Genomic DNA, 18,262 nt, shown 5'->3' on the forward strand with positions numbered 1-18,262 from the left:
AAAACTATACTTCGAAGCCTACTCAAAAGGATGCTGTATGTATAGTTCAAGGTCAGGTTTTGTAAAGGAATTTCGCTCAGTTCTCCTGATATCCGTGTTTACCCCATTTGTAGCTTCTGCGGGCGGTCTGTCCAATAGTGATCAAAGTGCCAGTACTTCCGCAGTCAGTAACGCCGGCAGTGTCGCCAACCCGGAAAATGCTTCTACGATCTTTTTCAACCCTGCCGGAATGAGCCGGCTTTCCGGTACCAACCTTTCGTTCGGAGCAATCCTGTTCGAGATCGACGCCGTCGGCCGGGATTCTCAAACATCAGCGACCCGCGCTAACGGGGACACTGTCGTCGGTGATGGTGGCGGCGATCACGTCGAGACCTTTGCGGTGCCCAATGCTTACCTTACCCATGAAGTGAACGACTGGCTGGATGTCGGGCTTGGGGTCTACGTCCCCTATGGTCTGGGCTTCGATTATGGCGACGCCTTTGCCGGACGGTTCCTTGGTGATGAGATTGAACTGGTGTCCTATGGTGTGAGCCCGTCTTTCGCTGTGGACAGCGGAGAAGGTTTCTCGTTGGGCGGCGGTATCAATGTGCTCTATGCCGATGCCGAACAGCGCAACCCGGTAGATTTCAGTGGAATTGAGGCGCGTTTCTCTCTACCTCGCGGTACCTTGAGTGATGGCCAGGCAAAACTTGAGGGTGACGACATCGCCCTGGAATTCACCATTGGTATGCTCTGGCAGGCGACGCCTGAAACGTCGCTTGGTCTCTCTGCCCGCACCGGTACCGAATTCAATCTTAAGGGTACCGGCACTATCACCAACTTCCCCACTCTGTCAGCCAGCGGCCTCGCGCAGACAACCGTTACTGAGCGGATAGAAGTCCCCATCACGATTCCTCAAAGCCTGAGTGTCGGCCTCGCTCACCAGTGGAACGACGCACTCAAGCTGCTTGCCGGGGCAACCTGGGCGAAATGGAGTGATGCTTCGGCGCTGTCTGTCGTATCCCGCGAGAAGACGCCGGTGGCTTTTCCTGCCGAGCAACCATCTGAGGAGCAGGTTCAGAGCTGGAAGGACACCTGGCAGTGGCGGGTTGGCGCAGTCTGGCAGGTGGCACCATCATGGTCACTGAAGGCTGGCTATTTGTTTGACGAATCTCCCGTCACCATGAAGACTCGTTCGCCGCTGACACCGTTCGATGATTACCATCAGGTTTCTCTGGGTGCACAGGTTCGCGATTTGGCAGGCGACTGGACGGTTGACATGTTTGTCGCCCGGGTTTTTTATGAGGGCGATATTTCCATCGACTATAAAGCGACGGATCCTGCGCAGGGCCAGACTTCATTCAAAAGCGAGTATGACGTAGTGCCGTGGACAGCGGGTTTGCAGTTTAGCCGCCAGTTTTAGAACAGGAGCAAATTGTTAGGCCAACCAACGCATGCATGGCCGAATCATGCTCACAGTTCATCTTTATAGAAGTGACCGCTCTTCATCACCATGCGCAGGTTCTGATCAATATCGACCAGGAAATCGAGATTCCGGTCGGGGTTACCGTCCACTACCAACAAATCGGCGTGGGCGCCCGGTTCTATGATGCCCAACTTACCCGGGTAAGGGTTGCGGGGGCCGGAAAGTGCCAGCAACTCTCCGTTGCTGCCCGTCGCCATCGAAAGGACAGTCTGAGGGTCGTAGAAACGGGTTAACTTCGCCAGATGTCTGAGCTGATTCCCGGTGCTTTGAGGATTGAACAGAATATCGGTTCCCCACGCCGTTTTGACGTCAAACCGCTGGGCATACTCATAAGCCCTGATGGTGCCCTCGGCGACCTTTGCCTGGGCTGCTCTGCGCTCTGCATCCGGGTACACGTTCGAATCTTCATCCTGCAGGAACGGTTGCAGGCTCCACCATGCGCCCTCTCCGGCAATCATTCTGACCGTTTCCTCATCAGCCAGTTGCCCATGTTCGATGGATTTGACGCCGGCCCGAAGCGCCCTCTGTATGCCGCGAGGGGTATACACGTGCGCCATCGCATAGGTTCCCCAATCTTCCGCGGCTTCCACGGCAGCACGGAGCTCTCGCTCGGTAAACTGTGTGCTGTCCAGCGGATCGAACATGGAGGCCACGCCACCGCCCGCCATTAGCTTGATCTGGGATGCTCCCATCATCAACTGTTCCCGGGTACGGCGCAGAACCTCAGCCTCACCATCTGCGATAGCCGCAACGCCCTGCTGCTCTGCCGGGCTCAGGGGCGTGGTTGGTGTTCTCGGGATTTCGTGGCGCATGCGGAAATCGCCATGTCCCGAAGTCTGGGAGATCATGGCACCGGCCGGGAATATCCTGGGGCCGGGGATGATGCCTTTATCGATGGCCCGTTTCAGGGCAAAGGACGGACCGCCCACGTCTCTGACCGATGTCACACCACGCAGCAGCGTTCTCTCTGCTTCACGGGCTGCAACCAGGTGCACATAGCCGGGCTCGGCCGTCATTGCCTCGATCTGCGAGATTGCGGCCAGAGTTGTGTGCCAGTGGGCATCGATGATGCCGGGCATCAGTATCCGGCCACCACAATCAATGACTTCGGCCCCGTCCGTTCCGGAGCTGTCGTTCAGCAGCGCTTCTATCCGGCCGTTTTCAACCCTGACGGAAACGTTCTTCCGCAGAGGCCCGCCCTTGCCATCGAACAACGTCAGGTTGGTCAGCAATACCGGACCCCCCGAGCGCTTCGGCTTGTTACTCAGAACGGTCGGTGCGTGTAGCCCACTGAACATGGCCATCACGGCCGCTGCGCCACCCAAGAACTGCCGGCGGCTGATGTCTGCCATCATTCGCTCATGGAACTTTTGTAAAAGCGGGGAACCGCAGACGCAGGCTCCGTGAGAGGTGAGTATTGAAGGAGATGAAGAGCCGCCACTATTGCTGAGAAAATTCATGGTCAGGCCCCCTTTGAATATTGAATGTTTGTTGCTGATTTACGGGATTACGGAAAGGAAAAGAAAGCACGCAAACACGACCAGATGAACTGCGCCGTGAAGAATCGTTGCCTTGCCGCCTGTTAAGGTCATTGCAGTAAGGAACAAAGTGAGAACAAGCAGGACCATTTCCGTTGGAGGTAACCCGAGATCCATGGGTAATTCCAGGTACAGGGAAATGGCAGCGATTGTGGGAATGGTTAAACCGATGCTTGCCAGCGCCGAGCCAAGTGCCAGGTTGAAGCCGATTTGCATCTGATTACGCATCGCCGTCCGCACTGCAGCCATGGTTTCCGGCATCAGTACCATCAGTGCAATCGCGACCCCGACCACCGCATGGGGCAGGCTAAACGACACGACTGTGGCCTCCACCAGCGGGGCCATGGTTTCAGCCAGGCCCACCACGCCAATCAGCGATAGCAGCAGAAGAACCATGCTCGCGGCGAACGCTCCTTTGGAAGGGAGCTCGTGGGGAGGTGTTTCTTCCTCGCCCGGCTGCTGCTCGGGCAGAAAATCATCGCGGTGCCGAATCGTCTGGACAAAAAGGAACAACCCATAGAGCAAAAACGACATGGTCCCGGCAAACAGAAGCTGGGCACTGGAAAAGGTTGGCCCTTCGGTGGTGAAGGTGAAATCCGGCAGGATCAGAGTCAGTGTTGCAAGGGTGGCGATGACGGACAGCGCTGGCGCCGTTCCTTCGATTCTAAAGCTCACCCTCTGATGCTTCAGCGCCCCGAGCAACAGGCATAGTCCGATCACACCGTTACAAACGATCATGATTGTCGCAAATACCGTGTCCCGGGCCAGGCTGCTTGCATCCCCGGCATCTGACAGCATCATCGAGACAATCAGTGATACTTCAATGACGGTTACAGCCAGGGCTAGGACTAACGCGCCAAAAGGTTCACCAACGCGATGGGCGATTACTTCGGCATGGTAAACAGCGACAAGCACGACCCCAAGAAGTGTGATCAGGGAAATAAAAGCCAGCACGGGCCCGAGTGTGACACCATGGAGGACAACCAACAGAACGCAAGCAACCGCTGGAAGAACAATGCTCCAGATCGGTATCTGCGCATGCAGTTTTGCCAACCAGTTTACTGGTTTGGTGGGGGAAGCTTTCAATTAATGTGTCCCGGGTCTCAGGCTGCGCAGTGTTTGCTGTAGTAAAGCATCATCTTGATGGGTTGGCAAAAGGAGAAACCGTACGGGTGTGCCGGCTTTGGATCTGGCAAGGTTTTTCAGGTCTGGTGGGACGGCACTGCTACGCCAGATAGGCTTTACTGTGGGAGCGGAGCGGGCAAATGTCGCCTTTTAGCTCAAAGCGGGAAAATGGTCGGCGTGGCAGGATTCGAACCTGCGACCCCTTCGTCCCGAACGAAGTGCGCTACCAAGCTGCGCCACACGCCGATCAACGGCCGGTATTATACGGATTCGCTTTGGTTTTACCAGCCCTCGGCGGATAAAAGGGCATCCGTAAATTTGCTGAGATTATCGTAAATACTGACGTCGGCGCCGGGTATGGGTCTGGCGTCCAGGTGGCGTTCGGTTTCCTCGCCATTGCCGGTTCGCACCAGCACCGGTCGGCACCCTGCAGCGTGGCCGGCTTCCAGGTCTTTGCGGCTGTCGCCGACCATGATGGCAGCTTTCAGGTTTGCGAGGTGGAAGTGCTGGCGGATCTGTTCCAGCAGGCCGGTCAGTGGCTTGCGGCAATGGCATTGATCGTCGGGATGGTGGGGGCAATAGGCGATGAAGTCGATGCAGCCACCCTGGGCTTCCACCAGGCGCTCGAGCTTTTCATGCATGGCGTCCAGTTCGTCGGTGTTGTAGTAACCGCGGGCGATGCCGGACTGGTTGGTGGCGATGGCAATGCGGTGGCCGGCGTTACAGAGCCGGGCCACCGCTTCAACGCTGCCGGGAATGGGGTGCCATTCATCCGCCGAGCAGATGTAATTGCCATCGTACTCGTTGAGGACCCCGTCCCGGTCGAGGATGATCAGCATCGCTAGCCGGCGGTGGGCAACAACGAGATATCCGCAACGCGCAGGAACAGGTTGCGCAGCCGGTTCAGCAGCGCCAGGCGGTTGTTCCGGATGGCGTCGTCCTCGGCCATTACCATCACTTCGTCAAAGAAGTTGTCCACCGGTTCCCGCAGGCTGGCCAGGGAGCTCAGGGCACTGGCGTAGTCGCCGTTCTCGAACAGCGGCAGGACCTTCGCGGCTTGTTGGTCAACCTGTTCGGCCAGGGCTTTCTCGGCGCTGTCCTGCAGCAGGCTGGCGTCGACGGTTTCACCGATGCTGTCACCACCCTGCTTGGTCAGGATGTTTGAAACCCGCTTGTTGGCACCGGCCAAAGCCTGGGCTTCGGGCAGCTGGCGGAACGCTTCCACCGCTTTCACCCGGCGGTCAAAGTCCAGCGGGCGGGTCGGCCGGCGGGCGTGAACGGCCAGGTAAACCTCGGCACCAATGCCTTGCTCATCGTAATGGGCCCGGAAGCGCTCCAGCATGTAATCCACGACGGTGGTCGCGGTGTTCTGCTCGGTCAGTACGGTGAAGTTCTCTTCCGCCCACTCGCAGCAGGTCTGCAGATCCAGCGGTAACTGCCGTTCGATGATGATGCGCAGTACCCCGAGGGAAGCCCGACGCAGCGCGAACGGATCACGGGTGCCGGACGGTGGCTGGTTGATGCCAAACAGCCCCACCAGGGAATCCAGGCGGTCCGCGATGGCAATGGCGCAGCCGGTCAGGGTGGTGGGCAGATCGTCGCCGGCGAAACGGGGCATGTACTGCTCGTTCAGTGCCTTGGCCACGTCTTCCGGCTCGCCGTCGTTGGCGGCGTAGTACTGGCCCATGATGCCCTGGAGATCAGTGAACTCCAGTACCATTTCGGTGACCAGGTCGGTCTTGGCCAGCATGGCGGCGCGCTCGGCCAGGGCCGGATCGCTGTTGATGGCTTCGGCGATCTTCTTCGCCAGGGCAGCCACCCGCACCGACTTGTCGTAGATGCTGCCGAGCTTTTCCTGGAACACGATGGGCTTGAGGGCGTCAACGCGGTCTTCGAGCCTGGTTTTCCGGTCGGTTTCATAGAAGAACGCGGCGTCCGACAGGCGGGGCCGGATCACTTTCTCGTTACCGGAGACCACCTGGGCCGGGTCCTTGCTCTCGATGTTGGCGACGGTAATGAACAGCGGCAGCATTTCCCCGTCGCTGGCTACCACGTGGAAATATTTCTGGTGTTCCTTCATGGAGGAAATCAGCGCCTCCGCCGGAACTTCAAGGAATCGCTCTTCGAAGCGGCCCATCAGGGGGACTGGCCATTCGTTCAGTGCGGTAACTTCGTCCAGCAGGTCTTCATCAATCACTGCTTTGCCACCGGCTTCCTTCTCGGCCAGTTCGGTCACGCCGGCACGGATCTGTTCCCGGCGATCGGCGAAATCGGCAATGACATAGCCTTCCTGCTTGAGGATGACTTCGTAATCGTTCGGCGTGGGCACGATCAGGGATTTCGGGCAATGGAACCGGTGGCCGCGGGTCTTGTTGCCTGGCGTGAGGCCCATAATCGGCGCATCAATCACCTTGTTGCCATACAGCAATACCACCCAGTGCACCGGGCGTACAAACTCGGTGCGGTGGGCACCCCAGCGCATGCGCTTGGGGATGGGCAGGCCGGCGAGGGACTGTTCCACCAGGTCTGGCATCAGTTCCACCGTGGGTTTGCCCTGCTCCACCGTGCGGTAAACCACCCAGGCACCCTTGTCGGTTTCCAGGGTATCGAGTTGGTCCGGGGTAACACCAAGGGAGGTGGCAAAACCGGTCAGCGCGCGAGTGGGGTTGCCGGCATCATCAAAGGCCGCCTTGACGGCAGGGCCACGTTTTTCCACCGATTTGTCCGGCTGGGCGTCCGCCAGATCCCGGATGCGCACTGCAAGGCGGCGTGGCGCGGCGAAGCTTTCGACTTTGCCAAACTCAATCCCGGCCTCTTCCAGACCCCGGGCAATGCCCTGGGTAAAGGCGTCAGACAGCGGCTTGAGGGCCTTGGGGGGCAGCTCTTCGGTGCCCAGTTCGACCAGAAAATCCTGTGTAGCCATGGTTATGCGTTCCCCTGTTCCTGCTGTGCCTTCTTCGCTTTCTTGCCCTTCTTGCTCTTTGCCTTGTCGTCGGCGGCCTCTGCGGCAGCGAGGACTTCCTTGCGCAGGGCGTCAGGCGCCAGCGGGAAGCCCAGTGAACGACGGCTGTCGAAGTAGGCCTGGGCGACAGAGCGGGCCAGGGTGCGAACCCGCAGGATGAAGCGCTGACGTTCGGTTACCGAGATGGCGTGCCGGGCGTCCAGCAGGTTGAAGGTGTGGGAGGCTTTGAGTACCTGTTCATAGGCCGGCAACGCCAGGCCAGCGTCGATCAGGCGGGCACTTTCCCGCTCGTGAACGTCAAAGCTGTGGAACAGGAATTCGGTGTCGGCGTGCTCGAAGTTGTAGGTGGACATCTCCACTTCCTGCTGGTGGAACACGTCACCGTAGGTGACCACACCATCAGGGCCTTCGGTCCAGACCAGGTCGTAAACGCTGTCGACGCCCTGCAGGTACATGGCGATCCGCTCAAGCCCGTAGGTGAGCTCGCCGGTGACCGGGTAGCATTCCAGGCCACCCACTTGTTGGAAGTAGGTGAACTGGGTGACTTCCATGCCGTTCAGCCAGATTTCCCAGCCCAGGCCCCAGGCACCCAGGGTGGGTGATTCCCAGTTGTCTTCCACAAACCGGATGTCGTGCACCAGCGGATCCAGGCCCAGTGCCCGGAGTGAGTCCAGGTACAATTCCTGGATGTTGTCTGGCGACGGCTTGAGGACTACCTGGAACTGGTAGTAATGCTGCAGCCGGTTGGGATTTTCACCGTAGCGGCCGTCGGTGGGTCGGCGGCTGGGCTGAACGTAGGCGGCGTTCCAGGTTTCCGGCCCGATGGCCCGCAGGAAGGTGGCCGGGTGGAAGGTGCCAGCGCCCACTTCCATATCCAGTGGCTGTAGCACCACGCAGCCATGCTGCGCCCAGAAATTCTGCAGAGCCAGGATCAGGCCCTGAAAGGTCCTGATGTCCGGAGTTGTCTGTTGTGTTGCCTTGTCTGTCACGACGGTTGCCTGCTGATCAGTCTGTGTGTGGCGCCCCGGTTGTCCTTCGGGGCACTCCGAAAAAAGGCGCATTATACGCTTGCTGGACGTGTATTTCTAAGGTCAGAAGAAGGTGAGGCCCACCTGGAACAGTTTTTCCACATCCCGGATGCGGGTTTTGTCCACCAGGAACAGGATAACGTGGTCATCCGGCTGGATCCGGAGGTGATCGTGGGCGATCAGTACCTCATTGCGGCGCACGATGGCGCCGATGGTGGTGCCTTCCGGCAGGTTGATCTCATCCAGCCGTTTGCCGACCACCTTCGAGGACCGGTGGTCGCCGTGGGCGATGGCTTCGATGGCTTCGGCGGCCCCTCGGCGCAGTGAGTGAACATTCACAACGTCACCCCTTCGTACGTGAGTGAGCAGGCTGCCGATGGTGGTCTGCTGGGGCGAGATGGCCACATCGATGTCGCCACCCTGGATCAGATCCACGTAGTCCGGGTTGTTGATCAGGGTAAGTACCTTGCGGGCACCCAGGCGTTTGGCCAGCAGGGAGGCCATGATGTTGGCTTCATCGTCGTTCGTTACTGCACAGAACACATCGGTATTCTCGATGTTTTCTTCCAGCAGGATGTCCTTGTTGGCAGCGTTGCCTTCGAGCACCACGGTTTTGCGAAGGTTCTCCGAGAGCATGACGCAGCGCTCGTGGTCGCGCTCCAGCAGTTTCACCTGGTACCGGTTTTCCAGGGTATGGGCCAGCCGCTGGCCAATGTTGCCGCCACCGCAAATAAAGATGCGTTTGTAGGGTTTAACCAGCGGTTGCAATTCGCTCATCACGGATTTGATGTGGTCGCCCGCAGCGATAAAGAAAACCTCATCACCATCCTCGATGACGGTGTTGCCCTCGGGCATGATGGCCCGGTCTTTCCGGAAGATGGCAGCCACCCGGGTATCAATCTTGGGCATGTGCGTGCGCAGGTAAGACAGCTCGTGTCCAACCAGGGGCCCGCCCTTGGTGGCACGGATGGCCACCAGGCGGGTCAGTCCCTTGGAGAATTCCAGTACCTGAAGGGCGCCCGGGTTCTCGATCAGTCGGGTTATGTGTTTGGTGACCAGGTGTTCCGGGCTGATAAGAACATCAATGGGAAAGCCCCGCAGGCTGTCGAGATCCTTGGTCTGGTCCCGCTGGTAGAACAGCTCGGATTTTGCCAGGTAGGCGTTGGCGCGAACGCGGCAGATGGTGGTTGGGGTCTTGTACAGCAATTTGGAGACCTGGCAGGCCACCATGTTGGTTTCGTCGCTGTTGGTGACAGCAATCAGCATGTCGGCGTCCTCTGCCCCGGCCTGTCGCAGCGCGGTGGGATAAGACGCCGCACCCTGGACGGTGCGAATGTCGAGCCGATCCTGCAATTCACGCAGTCGGGCGCCATCGTTGTCGATGATGGTGATGTCGTTGGCTTCGTTGGCGAGGTTTTCCGCGAGCGTACCGCCAACCTGGCCGGCACCCAGAATCAGGATTTTCATGGTTCAGGTTTCTCCAACACGGCGTAGAAGAAGCCGTCATGGCTGTCGGGATCGGGGAGCAGTTGCCGCCCCGTTCCCATATTGCGACCCCATTGAGCATCGGGCTCAATAAGAATTGCGTCGGTCTGCTGTCTGCAAAACCGCTGAATTATACGGTGATTTTCCTGTGGGAACACCGAACATGTGGCGTACACCAGCCGGCCCCCGGGTCTCAGGATAGCCCACATTGCTTCCAGTAGCCCAAGCTGTATGGCGGCCAGCGGGACAATATCGGATTCCCGGCGTAGCAGCTTGATGTCCGGGTGTCGGCGAACCACTCCGCTGGCACTGCAGGGGACATCCAGCAGAATGCGATCAAAAACCTGACCATCCCACCATTCATCCGTGGCGGCCGCGTCAGCCTGTTTCAGGGTGGCCGTGAGATCCAGGCGATCCAGGTTTTCCTGGACCCGGGGCAGGCGGTCAGCGGACTCGTCGATGGCGACCACCTCCGCCAGGTCACTACAGGCTTCCAGGATTGCACAGGTTTTGCCCCCCGGGGCCGCGCAGGCATCCAGAACGCGCTGGCCCGGGCCCAGGTCCAGCAGGGTGGTGCAAAGCTGCGCCGCTTCATCCTGCACGCTGACGGCACCATCGGCAAACCAGGGTAGCCGGTCAACCGGCACCGGGCTGGCCAGTTGAATACCGTGGGGTGCAAAACGGGTGGGGCTGGCTTCGATGCCGGCCTCTTTCAGCAGGCCAAGGTACTCATCCCGGCCAAACCGCAGGGCGTTTACCCGAAGGGTCATGGGTGCCTGGGCATTGTTGGCTTCAAGAATCTGTTGCCAGTCTTCGGGCCAGTTGTGGCGAAGTTTCTCCACCATCCAAACCGGATGGCTGAACCGGGTCGAATCGTCCGCAGGTTCTGGTGCGCCTTCCCGCTCTGCCGCCCTGAGGACACCATTCACCAGCCCGGTGAGATGAGGTTTGTCCAGGGCCCGGCAGGCTTCAACGGTTTCATTGAGTACGGCATAGGTGGCCTGTTGGCTGAAGCGCAACTGGAACAACGCAACCAGGATCAGGTGATGGACGATGCGGTCGGGCTTGCGCAGCGGTTTCTTCAGGCGGCCATTGAGTTCGCCATCAAGCCGGTGGAACCAGCGGCAGGTGCCATAACAGAGCGCCTGGAGTTCAGGGCGTTCATTCGGGGGCAGGCGGTTCAGGGCCGGCGGAAGACATTGGGACAGGGACTGGCCATTCTCCACCGACAGCAGGACGCCGGCCGCAACGGCGCGCATAGGTTGTTGTCGGTCACTCATGTCAGCGCAGCTCCTGGCCGGGCATGAGCAGTTCCTTGCCCCCGTTGATCAGGTCGTTCACGCTCTGGGCGCGGGAGCCGGGCAGCTGCAGGCGCCTAATGCGCAGGGTTCCCTCGCCACAGGCTACATCAATACCCTCGCGATCCCGCCGCAGCACGGTGCCGGGGTGCTCGTCGCTGGCCGTTACCAGGGCGCGGGCCTCGTGAATTCGGATGCGCTGGTCGCCTAGGTCGGTGTAGGTGCCGGGCCAGGGATTGAAGGCCCGAATGAGTCGCTCGATGGCCGTGGCGCCTGAAGACCAGTCAATATGACCTTCGGTTTTGCTCAACTTGCTGGCGTAGCAGGCCTGGTTCTCATTCTGAGGTTCTCCGGTCAGCTCGCCTTTTTCCAGCAGTTCCAGAGCTTTGACGATGGCTTTGCCACCAATCTCTGCCAGCCGGTCGTGGAGGCTGCCTCCGGTGTCTTCGTCTGCGATGGCGGTCAGGGATTTCAACAGCATGGCCCCGGTATCCAGGCCTTCGTCCATCTGCATGATGGTAATGCCGGTTTCTGCGTCGCCTGCGGCTATGGCCCGCTGGATGGGCGCCGCACCGCGCCAGCGGGGTAACAGGGAGGCATGGATGTTCAGGCAGCCATGGGTCGGAATGTCCAGAACGGCCCTCGGCAGGATCAGCCCGTAGGCGGCGACAATCATCACATCCGGTTGCAGGTCCGCCAACTGCTGTTGTGCCTCCGGCGCTTTCAGCGTCTCGGGCTGGAACACCGGGATATCATGATCCAGGGCCACCTGTTTGACCGGGCTGGGCTGCAGTTTGCGGCCGCGGCCAGCAGGCCTGTCCGGCTGGGAATATACGCCAACAATATCGTGATTGGCCGCAATCAGGGCCTTGAGAGCGGTCGCCGCGAAATCCGGTGTGCCAGCAAAAACAAGTCGCACGGTGCTTTGGTCTCTGTTCCGTTGAATACGAAAAGACCGGGTCGTGACCCGGTCCGTAATAGTGTCTGGTTTTGATGCCCGCCCGAACGCCAATCAGGCACTCTTCTTGTGGAGTTTCTCGAGCTTCTTGCGAATCCGGTTACGCTTCAGCGAGCTGAGATAGTCCACGAACAGCTTGCCGTTCAGGTGGTCCATCTCATGCTGGATGCAGACCGCCAGCAGGCCCCGGGCTTCCAGTTCAAAGGGCTTGCCGTCGCGATCCAGGGCCCGGATCATGCAGTGCTCGATCCTTTCGACATCTTCGTAGAACCCGGGTACCGACAGGCAGCCTTCCTGCATGACTTCCTGTTCACCGTCCAGCACTTCGACTTCGGGATTGATAAACACCCGCGGTTCACTCTTGTCCTCCGACAGATCCATGACAATGATCTGCTTGTGAACATTTACCTGAGTGGCCGCAAGGCCAATGCCCGGCGCATCGTACATGGTCTCGAACATGTCGTCGATCAGCTTGCGGTCGGCGTCTGTCACCTCTTCGACCGGCTTGGCGATGGTGCGCAGACGGGGATCCGGGTATTCGAGAATCTCTAGTATCATAGTACGGTCTTTTGGCCTGTATGTCGGGACGCCCGCCAGAGTGCGCCAGCGTCTCTTTTAACTTTTGTAACGTTGTGAAAGCGATCTCCGAAATGCGACAGCGTACTGCGCAAATTTTCGCCCTGACTCTACTATTATCGGGGCAGGGTCCCAGCTTTCAAAGGCTGGCGGAGATTCCAACGTACACAGTGCTATTATCCAACAATTCGTCGATTGAGTACAAACTGATCAGTTAATAGTTAAAATCTTTCAACGGCGGGATAGAATTTACTGGAAGAACAAAAGATAACATCACAATTTGCGAGACTTCTTCTATAGTAACTGGAATAACAACGTAATAAGCTGCAGGTAACTGACTGCATCCCAACAGAATGCAAAGAATCAAGGCACGCGATCAAGGACTTACACAATGAGGAAACTGCTGTACGCTCTGGCAGCAACTACGCTGCTTATCACCTCCTGGGCCCATGCTGCACCGGAGCTGCGGTCCGACCATCCCGAGCGTTACACCGTTGTGAAGGGTGACACCCTCTGGGACATATCGGCCCGTTTTCTGAATAACCCGTGGTACTGGCCGGAAATATGGCATGTAAACCCGCAGGTCGCCAACCCCCACCTGATTTATCCCGGTGATCGCCTTGCCCTGGTTTATATTGATGGCAAACCCCGTATTACCAAGGTTGCCAGCAGCGATGTCGTCAAGCTGTCGCCACAGATCCGTTCCGAACCCATCGAAACGCCGATCCCCGCGATTCCGCTGGATGCCATCGGCAGTTTCCTGACCGATACCCGGATTGTCAGCCCGGAAGACATCAACAGCGCGCCTTATGTGCTGGAAGGTGAAGACGGCAGGATTATCACTGGTGCCGGTGATCGAATTTACGTCCGTGGTGAAAAACCGGCCGACAAGGTCGGGGTGTTCCGTCGCAGCAAGGAATTCCGCGATCCCGAAACCGGCGAATTCCTCGGCCTGGAAGCCCGCAGCATTGCTCGGGGTGATGTGGCCAGGGAAAATGGTGATGTGTTGACCGTGAACCTGACCAGCTCCAATGAAGAAGTTCGCATTGGTGACCGGCTCCTGGTGAGCGAAGACCGCCGCCTGACCACCAGCTTTGTCCCCAGTGCCCCCAGCGAAGACGTTGAGGGCCAGATGATCTCGGTCGATGGTGGTGTCAGCCAGATCGGTCAGTTCGATGTGGTTGCCATCAACCGCGGCACCCGTGAAGGTCTGGAAGCGGGTAATGTGATGGCCGTTCTGAAAAGCGGCAACCTGGTGCGCGATCCGGTAACCGGAGAGACCATCGAGCTGCCCTCTGAGCGTGCCGGGCTGCTGATGGTGTTTCAGGCCTATGAAAAGATGAGCTACGGCCTGGTGCTTCAGGCCAGCCGTGTTCTGGGGGTGGGAGACAAGGTTACCAACCCCTGATCCACTGAATACCGATCGACATAACGGCCGGACCAGGAAGGTCCGGCCTCTCTGTTTTCAAGGACGATGCCGTGTTTTCCTCTGCCACAGCCCAATGGCTGTTTCTGACCTGCCTGCCAAACGTTGGCCGCACCCGTCGGCGTGAGTTGCTGACAGAATTTCCTGACCTTCCACAGCTGCTTTCCATGAATGCCGCAACCTTGCGGGCCATGGGCATGACTGGTGAATCCCTTGCTGCGATTCAGGCCTGGCAACAGCGCGATGACGGCCATCCGGTCGTTTGTGAGGTCAGAAGAATCCGGGAGGATTGCCGTAAACACGGCATTGGTATCCTCACCTGGCAGGATGTCCATTACCCTGAACAGCTCCGGCACATACATGATGCGCCGGTGGTGCTGTATACCCTCGGTGATACCACCCTGCTGGCCCGTGAGCAGATCGGGATTATCGGAAGCCGCAAGGCTACCCCGGCGGGCCTGGACCACGCACGCCGGTTTGCCGCTGAACTGAGCACCCGGGATTTGTTGGTCACCAGCGGTCTGGCACTGGGTGTCGATGGTGCCGCCCACGCCGGTGCGCTGGATGCAGGGTTTCCGACCACGGCCGTGATCGGCTGTGGCCTGGACCGCATTTACCCGCACCAACACCGACGCCTGGGTGAGCGGGTGATTGCCCAGGGGCTGGTGATTTCCGAGTATCCCCCTGGTACCCCGGCCAGGGCTGCGCATTTTCCCCAACGCAACCGTATTATCAGTGGCCTGAGCCGTGGGGTGCTGGTGGTCGAAGCTGGCCTGCGCAGCGGCTCTTTGATCACCGCCCGCATGGCGCTGGAGCAGGGACGGGAAGTTTTCGCCATCCCCGGGTCGATCCACAGCCCGGTAGCCCGGGGTTGCCATCATCTCATCAAGCAGGGTGCCCGTCTGGTGGAAACGGCAGACGATATTCTCGAAGAACTGGGCGCCTGGTGGTCCCCACCCGTTACCACAGGCATTGCCACCACACCCGAGCCCAAGCAACGGGGAGGCGGACCGCTGGCGGAATTGAGCACCCGGGAAATCGCGGTATTTGAGGCTTTAGGGTATGATCCACAATCAACCGATGCACTGAGTTCAGCAACCGGTCTCCCGGCCGATCAGCTCATGCAGTCCCTGTTGCTTCTGGAGTTGCAGGGACTGGTAAGTTCGGCACCCGGGGGCTTCCAGAAAATTGCCTGAAACCGGTGTAACCAACGACCCTGATCAAGTCTGACACGAGCAGTATGGACAATCCCCGGCCCCTCTCTGACTGGCAATTGCACTGTGCCCGCCGCACTGTTTTCAGTGGCGGCGTCATTGCCTATCCAACGGAAGCTGTCTGGGGTCTGGGCTGTGACCCCTGGGATCAGGAGGCGGTAGAGCGGATTCTGGAACTGAAACAGCGTCCCGTCGAGAAAGGCATGATCCTGGTGGCCTCTTCGGTTGAGCAGGTCCGCTTCCTGCTGGATCCCCTGCCCGACTCACTGCAGGCTGAAGCGAAACGACACTGGCCGGGCCCTGTAACCTGTCTGGTGCCAGACGTGAAGCAGCAGGTCCCGGCATGGGTGCGTGGGCAGCATCGCTCTATTGCGGTTCGGGTCAGTGAGCACCCTGTGGTACGGGCTCTTTGTGATGCAACAGGAATGCCCCTGGTATCCACCTCTTGTAACCCGGCGGGGCGCCAGCCGGCCCGCCGCATCTGGCAGGTCCGGCGCTATTTTGGTGGCCAGCTTGACTGGATCGTGCCCGGCGCTCTCGGCGGTAATCGCAAACCCAGCCGGATTATTGATATTGTCAGTGGTCAGCAACTTCGCTAGGAGAGTCTATGACACAGCAACCCGATAGCCACGCGGTAAAGCAGTATCTGCTGGGATTGCAGGAATCTATCTGCCGTCGGCTGGAGGCTGTTGATGGGGGTGCATCGTTCATCCGGGATGCCTGGGATCGCCCGGAAGGCGGTGGTGGTGTCAGTCGCGTGATCACGGACGGCCGGGTGTTTGAGAAGGGCGGTGTCAACTTTTCCCATGTGATGGGAGATACCATGCCGGCGTCAGCCACGGCCCATCGTCCGCATCTGGCCGGCGCCCCCTGGCAGGCCATGGGCGTGTCCCTGGTTATCCATCCTTCCAATCCCTATGTCCCGACCTCTCACGCCAACGTACGGTTTTTTATTGCCACCCCTGAAAACAGTGAACCGGTGTACTGGTTTGGTGGCGGTTATGATCTCACGCCCTACTACGGCTTTGAGGAAGACTGTGTCCACTGGCACCAAACCGCCCGCTCCGCGTGTGAACCCTTTGGTGAGGGCACCTATCAGCGCTTCAAACACTGGTGTGACGACTACTTTTATCTGAAACATCGGGATGAACCCCGGGGGGTCGGCGGGCTGTTCTTTGATGATCACAACACCGGCAGCTTTGAGCAGGATTTCGGGCTGATGAAAGCCGTGGGGGACAGCTATATTGACGCCTACGAACCCATCGTCCGGCGCCGTATGGACCACCCTTTCGGTGACCGCGAGCGGGATTTCCAGCTCTATCGGCGCGGGCGTTACGTGGAGTTCAACCTGGTTTATGACCGGGGCACCCTGTTTGGCCTGCAATCCGGTGGGCGAACCGAGTCCATACTGATGTCTTTGCCGCCGCTGGTGCGCTGGGACTATAACCGGGCCGCCGAGCCCGGCTCAGAGGAAGCCCGGCTTACCGACTATTTCCTGACCGGCCGGGACTGGCTGGAGACCCAACATGACTAACGATCTCTATGCGGTTGTTGGCAACCCCATCAGCCACAGCAAGTCGCCCAGGATTCACAGCCTGTTTGCCCGCGAGACCGGTGAACCGGTTGAGTACACCGCCATCCAGGCGCCGCTGGATGATTTCGCCGGCACCGTAACGCAATTTTTTGAGCGAGGCGGAAAGGGTCTGAACGTGACTGTGCCTTTCAAGGAAGATGCCTGGAAGCTGGCGGGTCGCCGCACCGAGCGGGCCGAAAAGGCCGGGGCAGCCAATACCCTGTACCTGGACGACGATGGCGTTCTTACCGCCGACAATACGGACGGTTGCGGTATTGTCCGGGATCTTGTTGTCAATCACGGTGTCGCTCTGATGGCGTCGCGGATTCTGGTGCTGGGTGCCGGCGGTGCGGTTCGAGGCGTTCTGGGCCCAATCCTGGCGGAGCATCCTGGCTCTGTCACCATTGCCAACCGAACCGTCGCCAAGGCTGAAGCCCTGGTTGATCTGTTTACACCCGTTGCCGGGGAGACCCGTCTGTCGGCCTGTGGGTTCGAGCAGCCCTGTGAGCCTTTTGATCTGATCATCAACGGCACCAGTGCCAGTCTCCAGGGTGATCTGCCTCCGCTTTCACCCCAGGTGATTGGTGACAAAACGGTGGTCTACGACATGATGTATTCTTTGCAGACCACAACCTTTAATCAGTGGGCTCTGGAACAGGGTGCACAGATCGCCCACGACGGGCTGGGTATGCTGGTGGAGCAGGCGGCGGAATCATTCCGGATCTGGCGTGGCGTCAGCCCGAAAACCGCGCCGGTGATTGAGGCATTACGTAACGACTGAGCCCCTGGCCCGGGATTGGGCTATGCTCTGGGTCAACATTCCGTAAGGATTTTCGATGGATATTCTTACCCTTGTAGGGCTTGTGGCCGGTGTCCTGATTGTCATCCTGGCAATGCTGGCCAACGCCACCTTCCTGACGTTCCTGAACCTCCCGGGGCTGGCCATTGTGCTGGGCGGGACCTTTGCCGTTACCCTGATCAAGTTCCGCATGGCATCGGTGACCAGCGCCTTCCGCCTGGCGATGTCTGCCGCCTTTACCGACCGCATGGCGCGTCCGGCGGAGCTGATCCGGGAAGTGGGATCGCTGGCCATGGTGGTGCGTAAGGAAGGAATCCTGGGCCTGGAAAACCACCAGACCGACAACGAATTTTTGCAAAAGGCCATCAATCTCTGTGTGGATGGCCATCCGCCGGAACTGGTGGAGGAGGCGCTGGCCCAGGAAACCCAGCAGACTGCTGAGCGCTACGAAGTGGCCGAGCGGGTGTTCCGGGGCATCGGCGAGTCGGCACCGGCCATTGGCATGCTGGGCACTCTGGTGGGTCTGGTACAGATGCTCAACACCCTGGACGACCCCTCTTCCATTGGCCCTGCCATGGCGATCGCCCTGCTCACCACCCTGTACGGTGCTTTTATTGCCCAGTTGATTGCCCTGCCCCTGGCCGACAAGCTGCAGCTGAAAGCCGAGGACGAGGCCAGAAACCAGATGCTGATCATCACCTCAATCAAGAACATCATGCGTGGCGAGAACCCCCGGGTAATGACCGAGCTGCTGTCCTCGTTTGTCACGCCCGAGCAGCGCACCGGCCTGGCGCCGGAGCGGGAGGCCTGAGGGT

16 protein-coding genes and 1 tRNA gene are annotated in these 18,262 nt (G+C 59.3%); 7 read left to right on the forward strand and 10 right to left on the reverse strand.

Annotation, left to right across the window (positions count from 1 at the left end):
• The first annotated feature begins 37 nt into the window (after positions 1-37).
• Positions 38-1,402, forward strand: coding sequence for an OmpP1/FadL family transporter (locus ACESMK_RS01355; RefSeq protein ID WP_372994512.1), 1,365 nt, complete (start codon positions 38-40; stop codon positions 1,400-1,402).
• A gap of 50 nt (positions 1,403-1,452) precedes the next feature.
• Here ACESMK_RS01355 and ACESMK_RS01360 read toward each other — a convergent pair whose 3' ends face one another.
• The 10 genes from ACESMK_RS01360 to def all read right to left on the reverse strand — a co-directional run bounded on the left by ACESMK_RS01360 (position 1,453) and on the right by def (position 12,417).
• Positions 1,453-2,817, reverse strand: coding sequence for a metal-dependent hydrolase family protein (locus ACESMK_RS01360; RefSeq protein WP_372994514.1), 1,365 nt, complete (start codon positions 2,815-2,817; stop codon positions 1,453-1,455).
• Between the two features lie 147 nt (positions 2,818-2,964).
• Positions 2,965-4,089, reverse strand: coding sequence for a calcium:proton antiporter (locus tag ACESMK_RS01365; protein ID WP_372988424.1), 1,125 nt, complete (start codon positions 4,087-4,089; stop codon positions 2,965-2,967).
• Positions 4,090-4,297: 208 nt separating this feature from the next.
• Positions 4,298-4,374: transfer RNA gene (locus tag ACESMK_RS01370), tRNA-Pro, on the reverse strand.
• Between the two features lie 35 nt (positions 4,375-4,409).
• Positions 4,410-4,967, reverse strand: coding sequence for a D-glycero-beta-D-manno-heptose 1,7-bisphosphate 7-phosphatase (gmhB, locus tag ACESMK_RS01375; RefSeq protein WP_372994516.1), 558 nt, complete (start codon positions 4,965-4,967; stop codon positions 4,410-4,412).
• Between the two features lie 2 nt (positions 4,968-4,969).
• The gene (gene glyS, locus ACESMK_RS01380; RefSeq protein ID WP_372994518.1) at positions 4,970-7,051 is read right to left on the reverse strand and encodes a glycine--tRNA ligase subunit beta; all 2,082 of its coding nucleotides are present in this window, start codon (positions 7,049-7,051) and stop codon (positions 4,970-4,972) included.
• A gap of 2 nt (positions 7,052-7,053) precedes the next feature.
• Positions 7,054-8,079, reverse strand: a complete 1,026-nt coding sequence (gene glyQ, locus ACESMK_RS01385) for a glycine--tRNA ligase subunit alpha (protein ID WP_372994520.1) — start codon at positions 8,077-8,079, stop codon at positions 7,054-7,056.
• 102 nt (positions 8,080-8,181) lie between these two features.
• Positions 8,182-9,585, reverse strand: coding sequence for a Trk system potassium transporter TrkA (gene trkA / locus ACESMK_RS01390; protein ID WP_372994522.1), 1,404 nt, complete (start codon positions 9,583-9,585; stop codon positions 8,182-8,184).
• On the reverse strand, positions 9,582-10,883 hold the full coding sequence (gene rsmB / locus ACESMK_RS01395; protein WP_372994524.1) for a 16S rRNA (cytosine(967)-C(5))-methyltransferase RsmB: 1,302 nt from the start codon (positions 10,881-10,883) through the stop codon (positions 9,582-9,584). Before rsmB ends, trkA begins: the two co-directional genes overlap by 4 nt.
• Before the next feature lies 1 nt (position 10,884).
• A complete protein-coding gene (fmt, locus tag ACESMK_RS01400; RefSeq protein ID WP_372994526.1) occupies positions 10,885-11,820 on the reverse strand; it encodes a methionyl-tRNA formyltransferase in 936 nt (311 codons plus the stop codon).
• Between the two features lie 93 nt (positions 11,821-11,913).
• Positions 11,914-12,417 carry a peptide deformylase gene (def, locus tag ACESMK_RS01405; RefSeq protein WP_372994528.1) on the reverse strand — a complete coding sequence of 168 codons (504 nt, stop codon included), beginning with the start codon at positions 12,415-12,417 and terminating at the stop codon, positions 11,914-11,916.
• Between the two features lie 409 nt (positions 12,418-12,826).
• Here def and ACESMK_RS01410 point away from each other — a divergent pair, with 409 nt between their 5' ends.
• The 6 genes from ACESMK_RS01410 (at position 12,827) to ACESMK_RS01435 (ending at position 18,258) form a co-directional block, all read left to right on the forward strand.
• Positions 12,827-13,843, forward strand: coding sequence for a LysM peptidoglycan-binding domain-containing protein (locus ACESMK_RS01410; RefSeq protein WP_372994530.1), 1,017 nt, complete (start codon positions 12,827-12,829; stop codon positions 13,841-13,843).
• 71 nt (positions 13,844-13,914) lie between these two features.
• Positions 13,915-15,057: a DNA-processing protein DprA gene (gene dprA / locus ACESMK_RS01415; protein ID WP_372994532.1), complete on the forward strand. Its 1,143-nt coding sequence runs from the start codon at positions 13,915-13,917 to the stop codon at positions 15,055-15,057.
• 44 nt (positions 15,058-15,101) lie between these two features.
• Positions 15,102-15,674, forward strand: a complete 573-nt coding sequence (locus tag ACESMK_RS01420) for an L-threonylcarbamoyladenylate synthase (RefSeq protein WP_372994534.1) — start codon at positions 15,102-15,104, stop codon at positions 15,672-15,674.
• Between the two features lie 8 nt (positions 15,675-15,682).
• Complete coding sequence (gene hemF / locus ACESMK_RS01425) at positions 15,683-16,609, forward strand: oxygen-dependent coproporphyrinogen oxidase (protein ID WP_372994536.1); 927 nt, start codon at positions 15,683-15,685, stop codon at positions 16,607-16,609.
• The gene (gene aroE / locus ACESMK_RS01430; RefSeq protein ID WP_372994538.1) at positions 16,602-17,429 is read left to right on the forward strand and encodes a shikimate dehydrogenase; all 828 of its coding nucleotides are present in this window, start codon (positions 16,602-16,604) and stop codon (positions 17,427-17,429) included. Before hemF ends, aroE begins: the two co-directional genes overlap by 8 nt.
• A gap of 55 nt (positions 17,430-17,484) precedes the next feature.
• Positions 17,485-18,258 carry a motility protein A gene (locus tag ACESMK_RS01435; RefSeq protein WP_372994540.1) on the forward strand — a complete coding sequence of 258 codons (774 nt, stop codon included), beginning with the start codon at positions 17,485-17,487 and terminating at the stop codon, positions 18,256-18,258.
• Positions 18,259-18,262: the final 4 nt, after the last annotated feature.

Origin of the sequence: Marinobacter sp., from assembly GCF_041687235.1 — a bacterium.
In the GTDB taxonomy this organism is placed as follows: domain Bacteria; phylum Pseudomonadota; class Gammaproteobacteria; order Pseudomonadales; family Oleiphilaceae; genus Marinobacter.